Below are 19,015 nucleotides of genomic sequence, written 5' to 3'. Positions count from 1 at the left end.
ACCGACCTGTGAGGACGACCGTTCAATGGACATGCTGTGGAACGGCTGGGGCGACCCGGCCAAGGCGGCACCCCTGCCCGACTCGGTGACCGGGCTGCTGCGCGACCTGCTCGGCGTCAAGCCCCGCACCACCCCCGCCCTCGCCCTCGAAGACGTCCGCCTGCCCGCAACCACCGCAACTCCAGGCGCGCTCAAGGCACTTGCGGAGGCCGTCGGCGGCGAGGAGTACGTCCGCACCGACGGCGAGAGCCGCATCCGGCACACCCGCGGCAAGTCCACCCCCGACCTGCTGCGCATCCGCGCCGGAGACGTCACGGACGTCCCGCAGGCCGTCGTCCTGCCCGGCTCCCACGACGACGTCCTCGCCGTCCTGCGCGCCTGCTCCGCACACGGCCTCGCCGTCGTGCCCTTCGGCGGCGGCACGTCGGTCGTCGGCGGACTCGCCCCGCAACGCAGCGCGTTCATCGCGCTCGACCTGCGCCGGATGAACGGCCTGCGCGACCTCGACCCCGTCTCGCGCACCGCCGTCCTCCAGCCCGGCCTGCGCGCCCCCGAGGCCGAGGCCCTGCTCGCCGCACACGGCTTCACCCTCGGGCACTTCCCGCAGTCCTTCGAGTGGGCCACCATCGGCGGTTTCGCCGCGGCCCGCTCCAGCGGCCAGGCGTCCGCCGGGTACGGCCGCTTCGACGAGATGGTCCTCGGCCTCACCCTCGCCACGCCCGAGGGCACGATCGAGACCGGCCGCGCCCCGCGCTCCGCCGCCGGACCCGACCTGCGCCAGCTGATCCTCGGCTCCGAGGGCGCGTTCGGCGTCATCACCTCCGTGACCGTGCGGATCCGCCCGCTGCCCGAGGTCCGCGTCTACGAGGGCTGGCGGTTCGCCTCGTTCGAAGAGGGCGCCGCCGCCCTGCGCCGGCTCGCCCAGGACGGACCCCGGCCGACCGTGCTGCGCCTGTCCGACGAGACCGAGACCCTCATCGGCCTGGCCCAGCCCGACTCCATCGGCGGCGACCTGAGCCAGAGCGCGGCCGGCTGCCTGGCCATCACCGGCTACGAGGGCACCGCCGAGGACACCGAACGGCGCCGGCAGCAGGCGGCCGCCGTCCTCACCGCCTGCGGCGGCACCCTCGTCGGCACCGAACCGGGCGAACGCTGGGCCCACGGCCGCTTCTCGGCGCCGTACCTGCGCGACGCGCTGCTCGACGTCGGCGCCTTCGCGGAGACCCTGGAGACCGCGGCCTTCTGGTCCCGCATCCCCGACCTGCACACGGCCGTGCGCACCGCGCTCACCGACACCCTCACCCAGTCAGGCACCCCGCCGCTGGTGATGTGCCACATCTCCCATGTGTACGAGAACGGCGCCTCCCTGTACTTCACGGTCGTCAGCGCCCAGGGCGAGGACCCCGTCGCCCACTGGGAGCCCGCCAAGCACGCCGCCAACGAGGCCGTGCTCGCCGCCGGCGGCACCATCTCCCACCACCACGGCGTCGGCACCGACCACCGCGACTGGTACGTCCGTGAAGCCGGCCCCCTCGGCATCTCCGCCCTGCGCGCGGTCAAGCGCCGACTGGACCCCGAGGGCCTGCTCAACCCGGGCGTCCTGCTGCCTCCCATCCACTGACCCGGCCCACCATCCCTTCAGCGCCGTACCCCGACACCGTCCGCCGCTCCCCGTCACCGCCCCGGAGGCACACCGATGCGACAGTTCACCGCCGTCGTCAACCCCACCGCGGGCGGCTCCACCGCGGCGGCGACCCTGCTGCACCTGGCCCGGCTGCTGCGCGAGGCCGGGGCCGGACTGGAGACGGAGTACAGCCACAGCCTGGCCCACGCCCAGGACATCGCCCGCCGGGCCGGCGAGCGCGGGCGGATCGTCCTGGCCGTCGGCGGCGACGGCATCGCCGGCGGCATCGGCGGCGCGCTGAGCGGCACCGGAACCGTCCTCGGCCTGGTGCCCGCGGGACGCGGCAACGACTTCGCCCGCGCCCTGAACCTGCCCTCCGACCCGGCCGCCCTCGCCGCCCTCCTGCTCCACGCCGAGCCCCGGCCGGTCGACACCATCGAGGTGGAGTCGGCCGTCCACGACCGCACCGTGGTCCTGGGCAGCGTCTACGCCGGAGTGGACGCCGTCGCCAACCGGCACGCCAACCACGCCCGGCTGCTGCGCGGCGCGGCCTCCTACTACGCGGGCGGCCTGCGCGCCGTCACCACCTGGCGCACGGCCGACTACCGCGTCACCGTCGACGGCGAGGACCACACCCACCGCGGCTACACCGTCGTAGCGGCCAACTCCCCCTACTACGGCTCCGGTCGGCTCATCGCCCCCGGCGCACGCGTCGACGACGGACTGCTGGACGTCGTGATGATCCGCGAGGCACCGCGCCGGCTGTTCTTCGCCCTCATGAACGAGTTGAAGACCGGCGGCCACGTCCACCGTCCCGAGGTGCGTGTCCTGCGCGGCCGGGAACTGCGCATCGAGGCGACCCGGCCCGTCTACTACGGCGCCGACGGCGAGGTCGAGGCCACCTTGCCGGTGACCGTGCGGGTGCGGCCGGGAGACCTGCCGGTGCTGTACTGACCCTCAGCTCGTCGATCGGGAAATGGCACAGGTCGGTGCATGACTGCACGGCCCTGGGTAGGGGAGGAGAACCGGGCCGTACGCGCCGGGGAGGGATTGGTCGGTCATGACGCTGGAGCCCGCCGAGGGAGTGGTGCAGGCACTCGTCCTGTACGACGGACGGCTGCTGCTCGCGGAGCAGGGCGACGGCTGGGGACTGCCGTCGGGAACTCCCGGACCGGCCGAGCCGGCCGAGGCCACCGCGGCGCGGGTCGTCTACGAACTCACCGGCTACCTCGTCGACGGCACCGAGAGCCTCGCCCCGGACGACGGGGCCACGGCCGTGATCTGCCAACTGCTCAGCGAGACCCCCTCCGACGGGGCCCGACTCGCCCCGGAACAACTCCGCTGGGCTCTCCCCGCCGAGACCACCGACGCCGATCTCCCAGCCGTCGTACGCGCCTACATCGAGGGTCACACGCCGGTGTGACACGCGCCGGTCAGCGATCGGCCGCCGGGTCGGGCGCCTGCGCCAGGAAGCGGTCCCGGTCCACGACCGCCCGGTCGATCTCGCCCGTGGCGACCAGCCGGCCCGCGCCGTCGACGGCCCGCACCAGGAAGGTCAGCCGCCGGTCCGTCGTGGAGGGCAGGGGCCGCGCGCTCACCTCCACCTGGCCGCCCACCCGCGTGGCCCGCACATGCCGGACCCGCACCTCGGTACCGACGGTGGTCTGACCGGCCCCGGTGAAGGGAGAGGCGGCCCGCACGGTGGCCGCCTCCAGCCAGGCGATCAGCCGGGGCGTGGCCAGCACGGGCACATCACCGCTGCCCACCGCGTCCGCCGTGTCGGCAACGGTCACCTCATGACGCATGCCCTCACGCTAGCCCCGACGGCCCCGGGCCGCCGTACGACGGTGTCGCCGGCCGCCGCCCGCGCCGTCCCCACCAGCCGGCCCCGCCCGCACGGTGGAGAACGGGGCCCCGTCGACCGGGCGCAGGGCGGTGCACCGCGCGGGGAGAGCCCGTGGTCCGCACGCGCGGGCCGCCGCGTGCCGCCACCCGCGCCCGAGTCCGTTCGTTCTCGTGCGCCGGCCGTGTGCCGTCCGACGACCGCGGCCTCACCGGCCGGGCAGCTCCAGTACCTCCACCGTGGCCCCGGCCACCACACCGCCCGGTGGCACCACAGCGAGGGCGTCCGCCAGGGCCAGGCCGCGCAGCATCGCCGGGCCGTCGAACGGCAGCGGGGTCACCTCCTGCCCGGCCGTGAAGACCGGCAGCAGTCGCGTGTCGCACGGGTGTCCCGGCAGAGCGGCGGCGGCCGTCAGCCGGACCGGACCGGGGTCGCGGTGGCCGCCGAGGTGACGCAGCAGCGGCTCGGCGAGGGTGACCAGGCCGGCCACCGCGGCCAGGGGATTGCCGGGCAGTCCGACCAGCCGGCGCGCCCGGCCGTCGGCGGTGGCCGGCAACTCGGCGAGCAGCATCGGATGGCCCGGCCGTACCGCCACGGAGTCGACCAGCAGCCGGGCGCCCACCGACCGGAGCGTGTCGTGCAGGAAGTCCACCGGTCCCGCGGCGGTGCTGCCGGTCGTGATCACGACGTCGGCGGGAGAGCGGCGCACGGCCTCGCGGAGCGGGCCGAGGTCGTCCGCGATCCGGTGCCGGCCGATCACCTCGGCGCCGAGGCCGTGCAGCCACGGCGGCAGCAGCGGGCCGAGCGCGTCCCGGACCCGTCCGCCGCGCGGCACACCATGCTCCAGCAACTCGTCGCCGAGGACGAGCAGTTCCACGCTCGGGCGGCGATGGACGGTCAGCCGGTCGTACCCGGCCGCCGCCGCGTGGCCCAGGACGCGTTCGGTCACCGTGCTGCCGGCGGGCAGCAGCGGCTCGCCGGAGCGGCACTCCTGGCCGCGCGGCCGGATGTCCCGCCCCGCGCACACCGGCCCGGGGGAGCGGTCGTACAGCAGGTCCTGCCCGGGGTCCACCGCCCCGTGCTCGCTGCGCAGTACGGCGGTGGCGCCCGGCGGTACCGGGGCGCCGGTGGCGATGGGGACGGCGGTGCCCGGGGCGAGCGGACCGGGCTCCTCGCCGGCGAGGACTCCGGCGCCGCTCAGCCGCCACGGCCCCGGTCCGGCCACGGCCCAGCCGTCCATCGCGGCGGTGTCGAACGACGGCAGATCGGTGAGTGCCACGAGCGGTTCGGCGAGCGCGTGGCCGAGTGCGTCGGCGAGGGTGCGGGGGACGGCGGGCAGTGGCTGCCCGGCGCAGGACCGGGCGATCGAGCGGGCCCGCTCCCAGTCCCGGGCGGCCCGCGGCGAGCCCGGCCGGGCGTGTGAGGCGTGCGGTGCCGTGCCGTCGGCCGGGTCCGTCCGGGATGGCGTCATGCGGATCATCGTCGAACGGGTGTCCGGCGAAGTCAAAGAGGGACTTTTTGTCGGCCGATAGGGGCCGCCTATGTGATAACCGCCGCTTATCAGCTCATTGAAAGCACCTCTTTGACTTCCCTGCGTGACAGGGCGGATGCTGCCGGACCATGAGCGGCATCGAGGACCCCGTAGACGACCTGTCGGTCACCCCGCCCAAGCGCTGGGCCACCGGCGTTCCGGCGGTCACCCACGCGCTGGCGTACTCCCTGGAACAGACCTCGGTACGCCGCACCGTGCTGACCCTGCTGAACATCAATCAGGCCAAGGGAATCGACTGCCCGGGCTGTGCCTGGCCCGAGCCCGCGGCGGGCAAGCGGCACCTCAACGAGTACTGCGAGAACGGTGCCAAGCACATCAACGACGAGGCCACCACGCGCCGCGTCACCACCGACTTCTTCCGCCAGTACTCGATCGCCGAACTCGGCGCCAAGTCGGACTACTGGCTCAACCAGCAGGGCCGGCTCACCGAGCCCATGATCAAGCGGTCCGGCGCCGAGCACTACGAACCCATCGGCTGGGACGAGGCGCTGGAGGTGCTCGCCGGGGAACTGCGCCGGCTGGACTCGCCGGACGAGGCACTCTTCTACACCTCCGGCCGGGTGGGCAACGAGGCCGCGTTCCTGCTCCAGCTCTTCGCCCGCGCCTACGGCACCAACAACCTGCCGGACTGCTCCAACATGTGCCACGAGTCGAGCGGTTCAGCGCTGATGGAGACGCTCGGCATCGGCAAGGGCAGCGTCTCGCTGGACGACATCCACACCGCCGACCTGGTCTTCGTCGTCGGACAGAACCCGGGCACCAACCATCCGCGCATGCTGTCCGCGCTGGAGGAGACCAAGCGGGGCGGCGGCAAGGTCATCGCGGTCAACCCACTGCCCGAGGCCGGGCTCCTGCGCTTCAAGCACCCCCAGAGGGCGCGCGGGGTGATCGGCCGCGGCACCGCGATCGCCGACCAGTTCCTGCAGATCCGCCCCGGCGGCGACCTCGCCCTGTTCCAGGCCCTCAACCGGCTGCTGCTGGAGGCCGAGGACGAGCGCCCGGGCACCGTCCTCGACCACGCGTTCATCAGCGCCCACACCACCGGCTTCGCCGACTTCGCCGACCACGCCCGGAAGACCGCCTGGGAGGACGTCCTCGCCGCGACCGGCCTGACCCGCGAGCAGATCGAGGCCGTCCACGAGCAGGTGCTGCGCAGCGGAAAGATCATCGTCTGCTGGGCCATGGGACTCACCCAGCACAAGCACGGCGTCCCCACCATCCGCGAGGTCGTCAACTTCCTTCTGCTGCGCGGCAACGTCGGCCGGCCGGGCGCGGGCGTGTGCCCGGTGCGCGGGCACAGCAACGTCCAGGGCGACCGCACCATGGGCATCTGGGAGCGGATGCCTCAGTCGTTCCTCGACGCCCTGGAGCGCGAGTTCGGCTTCACCCCGCCGACCAAGCACGGCCTGGACTCGGTCGACAGCATCCGGGCCATGCGCGACGGCACCGCCAAGGTGTTCCTCGGCGTCGCCGGCAACTTCGTCCGGGCCACCCCGGACAGCCTCGTCACCGAGGAGGCGATGCGGCGCTGCCGGCTCACCGCGCACATCTCCACCAAGCTCAACCGCTCCCACACAGTCTGCGGCGACACCGCCCTCATCCTGCCCACCCTCGGCCGCAGCGACCGGGACGTCCAGGCGGCCGGCGAGCAGTTCGTCACCGTCGAGGACTCCATGAGCGAGGTCCACGCCTCCCGCGGCAAGCTGGACCCCGCCTCCCCGCACCTGCTCAGCGAGGTCGCCATCATCAGCCGGCTGGCCCGCAGGACCCTCGGGGACACCCCGGACATCCCCTGGGAGGACTTCGAGGCGGACTACGGCACCGTCCGCGACCGCATCTCCCGCGTCGTCCCCGGCTTCCAGGACTTCAACGCCCGCGTGGCCCGGCCCGGCGGCTTCCGGCTGCCCAACCCGGTCAACGAGTACGTCTTCCGCACCCCGAGCGGCAAGGCCGTCTTCACCCGCAACGACTTCACGATGCCCGACATCCCCGAGGGACATCTGCTGCTCCAGACGCTGCGCTCCCACGACCAGTGGAACACCGTCCCGTACGCGATGAACGACCGCTACCGCGGCATCCACAACGCCCGCCGGGTCGTGCTCGTCAACCCCGACGACCTGAAGGCCCTCGGGTTCGCCGATCGCGACCTGGTGGACCTGGTCGCGGTGTGGCACGACGGACGCGAGCGCCGGGCGGAGGGCTTCCGTGTCGTCGCCTACCCCGCCAGCCGTGGCTCGGCCGCCTCCTACTACCCCGAGACCAACGTCCTGGTACCGCTCGACAGCGTCGCGGACATCAGCAACACACCCACGTCCAAAGGGGTGCTGATCCGGCTGGAGCCCGCGAGCGGAGCGGCGTCATGGGGCGAGTGACCGTACGACGGCGGGTGCTGCGCATCCGCGACGGAGCGGCCGCGCACCGGCCGGACACCCTGGCCGCCGAGGAACCGATGGAGATCCGCGTCGGCGGCCGCCCGCTCACCGTGACCATGCGCACCCCGGGCGACGACTTCGACCTCGCGGCCGGGTTCCTGGTCGGCGAGGGCGTCGTCCACGCCGCCGGCGACGTGACCGGGATCCGCTACTGCGCGGGCGCCACGGCCGACGGCGGCAACACCTACAACGTGGTCGACGTGGGCCTCGCCCCCGGGGTGGCCCTGCCCACCGCGTCGCTGGAGCGGAACTTCTACACCACCTCCTCGTGCGGCCTGTGCGGCAAGGCCAGCCTGGACGCGGTGCGCATGGTGCGGAGATGGTCGGTGGCCGAGGACCCGCTGAGCGTGGGCCCGGAGCTGCTCGCCGCGCTGCCCGAGCGGCTGCGGGCGGCCCAGCGGGTGTTCGACAGCACCGGCGGACTGCACGCGGCCGGCCTGTTCACGGCCGACGGCGAGCTGCTGTGTCTGCGCGAGGACGTGGGCCGGCACAACGCCGTGGACAAGGTCGTCGGACACGCCCTGCGCTCGGGGCTGCTGCCGCTGCGCGGAACCGTGCTGATGGTCAGCGGGCGTGCCTCGTTCGAGCTGGTGCAGAAGGCCGTACTGGCCGGGATCCCGCTGCTCGCGGCCGTCTCCGCGCCCTCCTCGCTGGCCGTGGACCTGGCTGCCGAGAGCGGGCTGACCCTCGTCGGTTTCCTGCGCGGCACCTCGATGAACGTCTACACCGGCGCCGAACGCCTCGCGGCCCAGCCGGTGAGCTGACCGTTCCCCGCGCAGGCCGGCGGTCCTAGGGCCTGTCCGGCGGATCCTGTCGGAGAGGCGGGGGCCGGCACGCACATCTGCGGCGTTGTCGTCGATCGCCGACTCCCTCACGCGCGAAGGGTGCTCGCGCGGGGGACCCCCAGCTCGGGGGGACCCCCATCGCGTCGCCCGCCGCGGCAGCGGCTGATGTCACGGCGTCCTCCGCCTTGCAGCTGCACGCACCAGCCCCCGCTCGGGTCGGCCGGACGGAGCCGCGCGTTTCCTCCGACCTGATCCGCCGGACAGGCCCTAGTTGTACTGACCCGTGAGGTTGGGGACGCGGCTGGCGGGTGGTTGCCCTTTCAGCGCGGTGTGGCCGCGGTGGTGATTGTAGGTGTGCAGCCAGCCGGGGAACGCCTCGCGTCGTTCGGTCCCCGAGTGGTAGGGGCGGGCGTAGGCCCACTCCTCGAGCAGGGTGCGGTTGAAGCGTTCCACCTTGCCGTTCGTCTGGGGCCGGTAGGGCCGGGTTCGCTTGTGGGCGATCCCGGCCGCTGCCAGCACGTCGCGCCAGTCCCGGGAGCGGTAGCACGCTCCGTTGTCGGTCAGGACCCGTTCGACGGTGACCCCGGCCTGGGCGAAGAACGTTTGGGCGCGGGTCCAGAACGCGGTGGCGGTCTCCTTCTTCTCGTCGGTGTGGATCTCGCTGTAGGCGAGGCGGGAGTGGTCGTCGACGGCGGTGTGGAGGTAGCTGTAGCCGCTTGCGGAACGGGTTTTGCGGCCGGCCTGCCGGCCCAGCACCTTGTGTCCGCCGCCGTCGGGGATGTTGCCGAGCTTCTTGATGTCCACGTGCACCAGTTCGCCGGGCCGTTGGCGCTCGTAGCGGCGTATGACACGGCCCGTTGCCCGGTCCAGATGCGTCAGGCGGGCCAGTCGGTAGCGGGTCAGCACGCGGTGCACCGTCGAGGGCACCAGTCGGAGCAGGTGCGCGATGCGGGCCGGCCCCCAGCGGCGCAGGAGGCGGACCTTGATGATGCGCCGTTCGGTACGGGTCGGGGTCTGGCGGGGGCTGGTGCGCGGGCGGCTGGAACGGTCGGCCATGCCTGCCTCGCCGAACGCCCGGTAGCGGTCGGCCCAGCGTTGGGCGGTGGTCGGGGAGACCTGGAAACGTTCGGCAGCCCGGCGCAGGGTCCAGCCGTCCTCGACGACGCAGCGGGCCGGACGCAGGCGACCGGTCTCGGTCAGGGGTGCATTACGGTGAGGCAAGAGGGCCTTCTCGGTGCTCGGTGCAGATGTCGCAATCCACACCGAACCCGGAAGGCCCTCACCCGTTCAAGATCCCTCAGCCGAGACCTGGCTCACCCGTCCACAACCTCCCCGGACAGAACACCTAGTCCCCCGGGATGCGGTCCAGGGCCGTGGCCACATCGGTGCTGCGGGCCATGTCCGTCAGGGCCCTGGCCATGACCGACTCAGGCTCCCGGGCGGCGATCACCAGGCCCACCGGTACGGAGGCGGCGGGCTCCACCAGCGGCACCGCCCGCATGCCGTGCGGCACACCGAACACATGCAGCCAGGCGTGCGCCACGATGCTCGCCCACCGGCCCGTCCTGACATGGGCGAACAGCGCCGCCACGGAGTCGGTCTCCAACCGGGGCGAGGCCTGCGCCCCCGCCTCGGCGAACAGCTCGTCCAGCACCCGGCGCCCCTGCATCGCCTGGGTCAGCAGACACAGCGGCAGCCGCGCCGCCTCCGCCCACGTGGCCGTCGTACGCCGGGCCAGGCTGTCGGCGGCCGGGAGCAGCAGGACGTACCGCTCCTGGTACAGCGGAACCGTGTGGAACTGTTCCGACACGTCCGCGCGCAGATAGGTCACCCCCGCGTCCAGCTCGAAGTTCTGCAGCTGCCGCAGGATGTCCACCGACTGCATGTCCGCGATGACCTCCACCGTGACCAGCGGGTGCGCCGCGCAGAACGGCCCGGTCAGATGGGCTACGGCGCCGGACGCGGTCGGCACCGAACCGATCCGTATCCGGCCGCTCAGGCCGCTGCGCAGGGCGTCGACCTCGTCCTTGAGGGCGTCGCGGTCGGCCAGGATCCGCTGCGCCCACACGACGATGCGCTCCCCTTCCGGGGTGAGACCCTCGTACTTGCGGCCGCGCCGCACCAGCGGCACATCGAGTTCCTCCTCCAGCTTGCGCAGCGCCTCCGACAGGGCGGGCTGGGAGACGTAGCAGGCCTGGGCGGCACGGGCGAAATGCCGCTCCCGGGAGAGCGCGACGAGGTATTCGAGCTGACGAAAGAGCACGCCACGGGTGTACCCGACGGCACCCCGGAATGCCAAGCGCCCCTCCGTTTGCGGTGCCGTGCGCGGCGGGGTTCAGTGATTACTGACTCCGGAGCGAGTACCGGTTCGCGTACTGCCCCCGGATCGCCGACCCCTGCGTTACGGACCCCCGCGGATCGCTGGTTCTCCGCGCCCAGGAGCTGTCATGTCGATGTCGTTCGGTGCACCCTTCGGTTCGTCGGATCCGTTCAGCGAGATGTTCAACCGGTTCTTCGGGATGTCACCGGCGTCCTCGCCTCCCGCGGTGCAGCGCGTGCCGATCGGACGGCTGCTGACGGAGTCGTCGCAGCAACTGCTCAACCTCGCCGCGCAGCGGGCCGTCGAGGACGGGACGACCGACCTGGACACGGAACATCTGCTCTGGGCGGCCACCCAGGTCGACCCGTCCCGGCGGCTGCTCTCCCAGGCGGGCGTCGACCCCGACACCCTCGCGGCCGAGATCGCCGAGATCTTGCCGCGCGAGTCCGGGGAGCCGTCATCGCAGCCGGGCCTGACCCCGGCGGCCAAACGCACGCTCGGCGCCGCCTATGCCCAGTCCCAGGCGGCCGGTGTGTCGTACATCGGCCCGGAGCACATCCTCGGCGCCCTGCTGAGCGACAGCGACGCCGGTGCCGCCAGGCTGCTGCGGGCCGAGGGCACGGACCCGCGGAAGCTGGCGGGCCTGGCCGAACAGGCCGCCCGCGCCGACGCGGCGCCCGCCGAGCGCCCGCAGCCGGCCACGACGCTGGACGAGTTCGGCCGGGACCTGACGGAAGAGGCCAGGGCGGGCAGGCTCGACCCGGTGGTGGGGCGCGCCGAGGAGATCGAGCAGACCGTCGAGATCCTCTCCCGGCGCTCCAAGAACAACCCCGTCCTCATCGGGGAACCCGGCGTCGGCAAGACCGCCATCGTCGAGGGGCTCGCCCAGCGCATCGTGGCGGGCGAGGTCCCGGACACCCTGAAGGACAAGCGGGTCGTCGCCCTCGACCTGTCGGGCATGGTGGCGGGCGCGCAGTACCGGGGCCAGTTCGAGGAACGGCTGAAGAAGGTCATCGGGGACGTCCAGGCCGCCAAGGGCCGGATCATCCTGTTCATCGACGAACTCCACACGGTCGTCGGCGCCGGTGCCACCGGCGAGGGCTCCATGGACGCGGGCAACATGCTCAAGCCCGCGCTCGCGCGCGGCGAACTCCGTGTGGTGGGCGCCACCACCGTCGACGAGTACCGCAAGTACGTCGAGAAGGACGCGGCGTTGGAGCGCCGGTTCCAGCCCGTGATGGTCCCCGAGCCCACGGTCGAGGAGACCGTCCAGATCCTCGAAGGACTCCGCGACTCCTACGAGGCCCACCATCAAGTCCGCTTCGACGACCGGGCGTTGGCCGCGGCCGCCGAGCTGTCCGACCGCTACGTCACCGACCGCTTCCTGCCTGACAAGGCCATCGACGTCATGGACCAGGCCGGTGCCCGGGTACGGCTGCGCAGTGTGAGCCGGTCCACCGAGGTCGTCAGCCGCGAGGACCGGATCGCCAAGCTGCGCCGGGAACTCGAACAGGCCGTCTCCGCCGAGGACTTCGAGCGGGCCTCCGAGCTGAAGCGGGAGCTCTCCGAGGTGGAGGCCGAACTCGCCGGGATCGAGGAGCGCCGCGAGGGCGTCGTGTCCGTCACGGCCGCCGACATCGCGGATGTCGTCTCCCGCCGCACGGGCATTCCGGTCGCCCAGCTCACCGCAGGCGAGAAGGAGAGACTCCTCAGGCTGGAGGAGGAGTTGCACGCCCGGATCGTCGGCCAGGACGAGGCGGTCACCGCCGTCTCGCAGGCCGTGCGCCGCAATCGCGCGGGCATGGGCGACCCGGACCGGCCCGTGGGATCGTTCCTCTTCCTCGGCCCCACCGGTGTCGGCAAGACCGAACTCGCCAAGACCCTCGCGGCATTGCTGTTCGGCGACGAGGACCGGATGATCCGCTTCGACATGAGCGAGTTCCAGGAGAAGCACACCGTCGCCCGGCTCGTCGGCGCCCCTCCCGGATACGTCGGCTTCGAGGAGGCGGGCCAGCTGACCGAGAAGGTGCGCCGCCGGCCGTACAGTGTGGTGCTGTTCGACGAGGTGGAGAAGGCCCACCCCGATGTGTTCAACACCCTGCTGCAGATCCTGGACGACGGACGGCTGACCGACGGGCAGGGCCGCACCGTCGACTTCCGGCACTGTGTGGTCATCATGACGTCCAACATCGGCGCGCACCGCATCCTCGACCACAAGGGCGATGTGTCCGAACTGAAGGACGAGTTGATGGAGGACCTGCGGGGAAGGTTCCTGCCGGAGTTCCTCAACCGCATCGACGACATCATCATCTTCCACGGTCTGACCGAGGACGACCTGAGCCGGATCGCGGACCATCTGCTGGACCGGAGCAAGCGCCGGGTGCACGCCCAGGGCATGCGGCTCGACGTCACGGAGTCCGCGAAGAAGCTGCTCATCGCGCACGGCCACCAGCCGGAGTTCGGCGCCCGTCCGCTGCGCCGCACCATCCAGGCGGAACTCGACAACCGGATCGCCGACCTGCTGCTGAGCGGTGAAGCCGAGCCCGGGGAGACGATCGTCGCCGACGTGGTGGAGGACTCGCTGCACTGCTCGGTGCGGAAAGGCACCGACGCCGACGGCACGTGACCAACCACCGCTACCGGCAACGGCCGTTCAGCCCTGCTTGTCTTGGTCACCTTGCTCGCCGATCGACACCACGACCGCGCTCGCCGGCCCGCCCGGTGTCCTGAAGCGGACGGTGTCGCCGGGACGGTGGCCGAGCAGGGCCTGGCCGAACGGGCTGTCGACGGTGACCAGGTTCTGGTCCAGGGCCTCGGCGACCTCCCCGACCTGCAGGGTCTCCACCGAGCCGTCCGGGAAGCGGACGGTGACCGTGCTGCCCACCCCCACGGCATCGGTGGGTGCGGGCCCGGCCACGGCCGCCTGACGCAGCCGTACCGTGATGTCCTCGATACGGCGGTCCAGGCGGTCTAGCTGGTCGGCACGCCGCAACTCGTCGGCCTCGTCGGCGCTGTCGCCCACCTCGGCGGTGTCCCGCACGGTCCCGGCGACGAGTCGCCGCTCGTCACGCAGGTCGGCCAGCTCCTGCTCCAGCGCGCGCCGGGCCGTGGCGCTGATCGGCTCCGGGTCACCGGTCATGGCGGCTCCTTCACTCCAAAGGGTGCATATGGTTCAAGATGCTTTGAAAGGTGACAAGGGATATTTTTCGTAGCGTATATCGAATCGTTTCCTCGGCAGGAGGTTGCCATGTCCTCGAAGCGACGCCGGAAGAAGAAGTCACGGCGCGGCCACGCCGCCAACCACGGCAAGCGGCCCCAGTGCTGACCTGGGGCGGGCAGCCGAGGACGGAGCGGTGCTGAGCTGAGCCGGGGCGGGCAACCGAGGACGGAGCGGCCGAGGATTACGATCACCGCGGCCATCTGATTCCTGCACGAGTCACCTCGGGGGGCACGGCATGACGTCCGCGGTCGTGGTCGGCGCCGGGCCCAACGGGCTCGCCGCCGCTGCCTTTCTCGCCAAGGCGGGGCTGGAGGTGACGGTCCTGGAAGCGGCGGACGAGATCGGCGGCGGCACCCGCAGCTCCGAGGCCCTCCTGCCCGGCCTGCTGCACGACCACTGCTCGGCGATCCACCCCACCGCCGTCACGTCCCCGGCCCTGCGCGCCCTCGGCCTCGACCGGTACGGGCTGCGCTGGCGGACGGCCGACGTCGACTGCGTACACCCGCTGGACGACGGCAGTGCCGGGGTGCTGCTGCGCTCCGTACCGGACACCGCCCGCCTGCTCGGCCCCGACGGGGACCGCTACCAGGCCCTGTTCACCACCCCCGTACGGCACTGGGACGCCCTGGCCCACGATGCGCTGGGCCCCCTCCTGCGCCTCCCCTCCCACCCGCTGCTGCTCGCCCGCTTCGGCCTGCCCACCACCCTGCCCGCCACTGTTCTCGGCCGCCTCTTCCGCACGCCCCAGGCGCGGGCGCTGTGGGCCGGCGTCGCGGCGCACGCCATGCGCTCGTTGTCCCGCCCGTTCACCTCGGCGATCGGACTCGGCATCCTCACCGCGGGCCACGCGGCCGGCTGGGCCGTGGCCGAGGGCGGTTCGCAGTCCATCGCGCACGCCATGGAGCGCGTACTGCGCGAGCACGGAGGCACCGTCCACACCGGCGTCCGCGTCACCGACCGCCGGCAGCTGCCACCCGCCGACGTCACCCTCCTCGACCTCGACCCGGGCCAGGTCGCGGCCCTGTACGGCGACCGGCTGCCCGCCCGGGTGCGCGACGCCTACCGGCGCTTCCGTCGCGCACCCGCCGTCTTCAAGCTCGACCTGGCCGTCGAGGGCGGTGTGCCCTGGACGAACGCGCACGCGCGCCGGGCGTCCACGGTGCATCTGGGCGGCCCGCTCGCCGAGGTGGCACGGGCGGAGCGGGACGTGGTGGCCGGCCGCATGCCCGAACGCCCCTTCGTCCTGGTCGGCCAGCAGTACCTGGCCGACCCCGCCCGCTCGGCCGGTGACGTCCACCCCGTGTACACCTACGCCCATGTCCCGCACGGCTACGACGCGGACGCCACCGAGGCGATCCTCGGGCAACTGGAGCGGTTCGCCCCCGGCGCCCGCGACCGCATCGTGGGCCTGCGGGCCACCCCACCCGCCCGGTTCGCCGCCGCCAACCCCAACTTCACCGGCGGCGACATCATCACCGGAGCCAAGACCGCCCCCCAGCTCCTCCTGGGCCCCCGCCCGGCCCTCGACCCGTATGCCACCGGCCTGCCCGGGGTGTTCCTCTGCTCAGCGGCCACCCCGCCGGGCCCCGGCGCCCACGGCCTGTGCGGCGCCGGAGCGGCGGCGGCCGCACTGCGTCAGCTGGGGCTCCGGGCAACTCCCGGGTCGGCGACGCCGCAAACGGCGGATCGTGACTGGTGACGCGTGCCTAGGCATCGAGCGTGCCCGAGGCATGTGTGCTGTGACGGTCGTGCAGTCCGGGATCGTGATCAAGACCCTCGGCGCGGGCCGTCACCACACGCAGGGAAGCTCCACCTCGATCACGGTCGGGCCGCCGGCGGGGCTGGTCACCGTCAGCTCGCCGTCCAGGGCGGCGACCCGGCGCCGGACGCCGAGCAGGCCCGTGCCGCCCCGCTCGTCGGCGCCCCCGTGGCCGTCGTCGCCGATCACGGTCCGCAGCCCGCCGCGCAGGCGCTCCAGCCGTACGTCCGCCCGCCGGCCGCCGCCGTGTTTGGCCGCGTTGGTCAGCGCCTCGGCCACGGCGAAGTACGCGGCGGCCTCGATCGCCGCCGGAGGCCGTGGTCCCTCCTCCAGGCCGCCCGTCACGCTCACGGTCACATCGAGCCCGCTGCTCGCCGCGAGGGCCCGTACGGCTCCGACGAGACCCCGGTCGGTGAGCACCGGCGGGTGGATGCCGCGCACCACGTGCCGCAGCTCGGTCAGTGCCTCCTGGGCGTGGTGATGCGCGTCGACGAGGAGCGCGCGGGCGGCCTCGGGGTCCCGGTCGTAGGCACGCAGGGCGAGCCCGAGCCGCATCGAGAGGGCCACCAGGCGGGCCTGGGCGCCGTCGTGCAGATCGCGTTCGATACGGCGCAGTTCGGCCTCGTGGGCGATGATGGCGTCGGCACGGGTGGCCGCCAGCCGCTCGACCCGGGCGGCCAGCAGCGCCTGCGGAGCGGGCCTGAGCAGGGCCTGTGACCAGCGGGCCTCCAGGTCGGCGAGCCGGGTGATCAGCGGCAGGACGACCGGGGCGCGCCGCAGCAGCCCGCACCACACCCCGTCGGCCACCAGGCCGAGCGGCCACAGCGGCAACGCGACCAGGACGAGGGTGCCGTAGCCGTACGAGGCGAACATCCAGCGCAGATCGGTGCGCGTACCGGGGTCGCGGACGGCGGTGCGCAGCCGCTGCCGCAGCGGACCGGTGACCGGCTGGTACGCCTCGGGGATCTCCCGGCCCGTCCACACAGCCGTCATGGCGCGCTTGGCCCCGGCGATCCGCCGGATCAGCAGCACGGTCTCGGGCAGCAGCCAGGCCCCGACCACCGCGAGCGTGCCGACAGCGGTGATCAGCAGCACGGTGACGAAGAGGCAGAGGCCGAACACCATCGCCCCCGCCAGCACCAGATGAACCGTGGCCCGCCCGGCCTGCCGCATGGTTTTCCGCATACCGACCACGCTAGGTGCCCGGCTGCCCGATGGCGGGGGAGCGGCCCACACCAACGGGGTGTAGTGGGCTACACCCCCGCTTCGGGAGCGCACACCCTCGTGGCCGCGACCGGGTGACGAGACGGTGGAACCACACGTTCCCGCCCCTCCCCGGAAGGCAGTTCCCTCATGAAGTCCCTGCTCACCACGGCCACCCTCTGGATCACGTTCGTCGCCGGACTCTCGGCGGCGGCGGCCTCCGGCACCGTCCTCGACGGCACGGCGAAGAGCGTGGCCACCTACGGCGGCATCGCCCTCTCGCTGGTGGCCGGTTCCCGGATCGCCCGCAAGGAGCCGGTCAAGTCCTTCCTGTCGCGCCGGCCGGTGCTGTGGTTCCTGTTCCTGTTCAACGGCACCGTCGCCGCGTTCTGCGCGGTCGCGGTGGACGGCACGCAGGGCGCCATGGCCGCGGTGGGGATGGGCCTCGTCGCGCTGGGGGCGGGGTTCGGACTGCTCCCGAAGCGGCGCGGCAAGCCGCAGACCGGGCGCGCCTGAGCCACCGGTCAGGGATAGATCTTCCGCTGCTCGGCGAGCATGGCGACGAACTTCTCGATGCGGTCCGCCCGGGTCTGGGGCCTCTTCGCGTCCTGGACCCGGTACAGGATCGCGTACCGGTTGCGGCTGTCCAGGGTCGCGAAGAAGGCCCGCGCCTCCGGGACGGCGTCCAGGGCGGCCTGGAGATCATCGGGCACCGTCGCCGTGCTCTGAGCGGCGTACGCGGCCTCCCAGCGGCCGTCCGCCCTGGCCTGCTCCACCTCCCGCAGACCGGCCGGTCGCATCCGGCCCTGCTCGGTCAGCTCGACCGCCTTCTGCCGGTTCACCTGCGACCACTTGCTGCCCCGTCGGCGCGGAGTGAAGCGCTGCAACCAGTGCAGCTCGTCCAGCTTCTTCTTCTGCCCGTCGATCCAGCCGAAGCAGAGTGCCGACTCCAGAGCCCGCGCGTAGTCGACGCCGTCGATTCCCGAGCCCTTCTTCGGGATCTTCAGCCAGACACCCGTGACATCCGTGTGGTTCTCCTCCAGCCACTGCTCCCACGCGTCCTGCGTGGAGAAGAGGAGAAGCGGCTCCGCCCCGGCCTGTGCGCCACCCGACATGGCCCCCATCCAAAGCCATCCCTCGGTCACGGTCAACCGGCACGCGAAACACCGGTCCATCGGCCGGTCGGCCCGAGCCGGGGCGGGCAACGGACACACCGCCTGGTCGACATGGCCGAGTCGGGGCGCACCATTTGGTGGAGCGGGTGGAGCGGGTGGAGCGGGTCGCGTCGGGGCGCGCCGGGCCGAAGTCCGATGCGCCCCGCCCGCTCATGCCGCGTGCCCGCCGTCCACCGACAGCTCCGCCCCCGTCATGTACGCCGCCTCCGGGCCGGCGAGGTAGGCGACGGCGGAGGCCACCTCCTCGGCCGTGCCGTAGCGGCCCAGCGCGGTCATGGCCGCCTGGCCGGCCGCGAAGGGCCCGTCGGCGGGGTTCATATCGGTGTCGGTCGGGCCCGGGTGGACGACGTTCGCGGTGATCCCGCGCCCGCCCAACTCCCGGGCCAGCGCCTTGGTCAGCCCCACGACGGCCGACTTGCTCATCGCGTACAGCGTGCCGCCGGGGGCGGGCACGTGCTGGGTGATGCAACTGCCGACGGTGACGATCCGCCCTCCGGGTGCCATGAGCGCGGCAGCGGCCTGGGAGGCGAGGAACACCCCGCGCACGTTCACGGCGATGAGCCGGTCCACGTCGGCGAGCGACATGTCCTCCAGTGGCTGCATCAGGCCGAGGGCCGCGTTGTTCACCAGCACGTCCAGGCCCCCGAGCGCCTCCGCCGCACGGTGCACCGCGCCGGCCGCCTCCGCCGCGTCCGCGGCATCCGCCCGCAGGGCGACCGCCCGCCGCCCGAGCGCCTCGATGTCGCGTACCACCTCCTGTGCTGCCTCCTTGCCGTGCACATAGGTCACGGCCACGTCCGCGCCCTCCTGCGCCAGTCGTCGTGCCGTCGCCGCGCCGATCCCACGGCTGCCGCCGGTGACCAGTGCCTTTCTGCCGTTCAGGGGTGCTTGTGAAGTCATGACTCCATTTCAGGGGCGGGAGGCGAGACACGCTGGCGGTGAACGGACCTCGACCTGATGGCGAGCCCCGGCCGCCCGCCGCGGACGGGCGCCACACGGTCACACCGTCAGAAGAGAAGGGGCACGAGATGCTTCGTCCGCCTGCGACGGCCCGCGTACGCCGGTCCGAAGGCCGCTGTCGGCAGCCGCTCCGACGCGCTGT

General features: G+C 72.9%; 17 protein-coding genes. 9 read left to right on the top strand and 8 right to left on the bottom strand.

Annotated features, from left to right (window positions below):
• Positions 1-25: 25 nt before the first annotated feature.
• The 3 genes from O1G22_RS03880 to O1G22_RS03870 all read left to right on the top strand — a co-directional run bounded on the left by O1G22_RS03880 (position 26) and on the right by O1G22_RS03870 (position 3,047).
• Positions 26-1,621, top strand: coding sequence for an FAD-binding oxidoreductase (locus tag O1G22_RS03880; protein WP_270079981.1), 1,596 nt, complete (start codon positions 26-28; stop codon positions 1,619-1,621).
• A gap of 75 nt (positions 1,622-1,696) precedes the next feature.
• Entirely contained in the window at positions 1,697-2,578 is an 882-nt protein-coding gene (locus O1G22_RS03875; protein ID WP_270079980.1) for a diacylglycerol kinase family protein, read from the top strand.
• A gap of 106 nt (positions 2,579-2,684) precedes the next feature.
• Positions 2,685-3,047: an NUDIX domain-containing protein gene (locus O1G22_RS03870; protein ID WP_270079979.1), complete on the top strand. Its 363-nt coding sequence runs from the start codon at positions 2,685-2,687 to the stop codon at positions 3,045-3,047.
• Between the two features lie 10 nt (positions 3,048-3,057).
• On the opposite strand, the gene O1G22_RS03865 is transcribed toward O1G22_RS03870, so the two are convergent.
• Both O1G22_RS03865 and O1G22_RS03860 read right to left on the bottom strand, forming a co-directional pair.
• Positions 3,058-3,429, bottom strand: a complete 372-nt coding sequence (locus O1G22_RS03865; RefSeq protein WP_270079978.1) for a thioesterase family protein — start codon at positions 3,427-3,429, stop codon at positions 3,058-3,060.
• A 246-nt stretch (positions 3,430-3,675) separates the two neighbouring features.
• Positions 3,676-4,938: a molybdopterin molybdotransferase MoeA gene (locus tag O1G22_RS03860; RefSeq protein ID WP_270079977.1), complete on the bottom strand. Its 1,263-nt coding sequence runs from the start codon at positions 4,936-4,938 to the stop codon at positions 3,676-3,678.
• Between the two features lie 149 nt (positions 4,939-5,087).
• On the opposite strand from O1G22_RS03860, the gene O1G22_RS03855 reads away from it, so the two are divergent.
• Positions 5,088-7,391 carry an FdhF/YdeP family oxidoreductase gene (locus O1G22_RS03855; protein ID WP_270079976.1) on the top strand — a complete coding sequence of 768 codons (2,304 nt, stop codon included), beginning with the start codon at positions 5,088-5,090 and terminating at the stop codon, positions 7,389-7,391.
• The gene (gene fdhD, locus O1G22_RS03850) at positions 7,379-8,215 is read left to right on the top strand and encodes a formate dehydrogenase accessory sulfurtransferase FdhD (protein WP_270079975.1); all 837 of its coding nucleotides are present in this window, start codon (positions 7,379-7,381) and stop codon (positions 8,213-8,215) included. Before O1G22_RS03855 ends, fdhD begins: the two co-directional genes overlap by 13 nt.
• 288 nt (positions 8,216-8,503) lie before the next feature.
• Here fdhD and O1G22_RS03845 read toward each other — a convergent pair whose 3' ends face one another.
• Together O1G22_RS03845 and O1G22_RS03840 are read right to left on the bottom strand one after the other, a co-directional pair.
• Entirely contained in the window at positions 8,504-9,457 is a 954-nt protein-coding gene (locus O1G22_RS03845; RefSeq protein ID WP_270079974.1) for an IS481 family transposase, read from the bottom strand.
• A 124-nt stretch (positions 9,458-9,581) separates the two neighbouring features.
• A complete protein-coding gene (locus O1G22_RS03840; protein WP_270079973.1) occupies positions 9,582-10,499 on the bottom strand; it encodes a LysR family transcriptional regulator in 918 nt (305 codons plus the stop codon).
• A 184-nt stretch (positions 10,500-10,683) separates the two neighbouring features.
• Between O1G22_RS03840 and O1G22_RS03835 the strand changes: the two genes are divergently transcribed.
• Positions 10,684-13,182 (top strand): ATP-dependent Clp protease ATP-binding subunit, encoded by a 2,499-nt coding sequence (locus O1G22_RS03835; RefSeq protein ID WP_270079972.1) that lies wholly within the window; start codon positions 10,684-10,686, stop codon positions 13,180-13,182.
• Between the two features lie 27 nt (positions 13,183-13,209).
• Here the strand turns inward: O1G22_RS03835 and O1G22_RS03830 are convergent, their stop codons facing one another.
• Positions 13,210-13,695 (bottom strand): GreA/GreB family elongation factor, encoded by a 486-nt coding sequence (locus O1G22_RS03830; protein ID WP_270079971.1) that lies wholly within the window; start codon positions 13,693-13,695, stop codon positions 13,210-13,212.
• A 108-nt stretch (positions 13,696-13,803) separates the two neighbouring features.
• Here O1G22_RS03830 and O1G22_RS44755 point away from each other — a divergent pair, with 108 nt between their 5' ends.
• Together O1G22_RS44755 and O1G22_RS03825 are read left to right on the top strand one after the other, a co-directional pair.
• On the top strand, positions 13,804-13,881 hold the full coding sequence (locus tag O1G22_RS44755) for a 50S ribosomal protein bL37 (protein WP_373305753.1): 78 nt from the start codon (positions 13,804-13,806) through the stop codon (positions 13,879-13,881).
• Between the two features lie 130 nt (positions 13,882-14,011).
• The gene (locus tag O1G22_RS03825; RefSeq protein WP_270079970.1) at positions 14,012-15,475 is read left to right on the top strand and encodes a phytoene desaturase family protein; all 1,464 of its coding nucleotides are present in this window, start codon (positions 14,012-14,014) and stop codon (positions 15,473-15,475) included.
• Positions 15,476-15,565: 90 nt separating this feature from the next.
• On the opposite strand, the gene O1G22_RS03820 is transcribed toward O1G22_RS03825, so the two are convergent.
• Positions 15,566-16,720 (bottom strand): sensor histidine kinase, encoded by a 1,155-nt coding sequence (locus O1G22_RS03820; protein ID WP_270079969.1) that lies wholly within the window; start codon positions 16,718-16,720, stop codon positions 15,566-15,568.
• A gap of 168 nt (positions 16,721-16,888) precedes the next feature.
• Here O1G22_RS03820 and O1G22_RS03815 point away from each other — a divergent pair, with 168 nt between their 5' ends.
• Entirely contained in the window at positions 16,889-17,254 is a 366-nt protein-coding gene (locus O1G22_RS03815; protein WP_270079968.1) for a hypothetical protein, read from the top strand.
• A gap of 8 nt (positions 17,255-17,262) precedes the next feature.
• On the opposite strand, the gene O1G22_RS03810 is transcribed toward O1G22_RS03815, so the two are convergent.
• Positions 17,263-17,853, bottom strand: coding sequence for a YdeI/OmpD-associated family protein (locus O1G22_RS03810; protein WP_270079967.1), 591 nt, complete (start codon positions 17,851-17,853; stop codon positions 17,263-17,265).
• A 210-nt stretch (positions 17,854-18,063) separates the two neighbouring features.
• Entirely contained in the window at positions 18,064-18,813 is a 750-nt protein-coding gene (locus tag O1G22_RS03805; protein WP_225100135.1) for an SDR family oxidoreductase, read from the bottom strand.
• Between the last annotated feature and the right edge of the window lie 202 nt (positions 18,814-19,015).

Origin of the sequence: Streptomyces camelliae (assembly GCF_027625935.1) — a bacterium.
Classification (GTDB): Bacteria; Actinomycetota; Actinomycetes; order Streptomycetales; family Streptomycetaceae; genus Streptomyces; species Streptomyces camelliae.
This window is presented reverse-complemented; position numbering and strand designations above follow the sequence as displayed.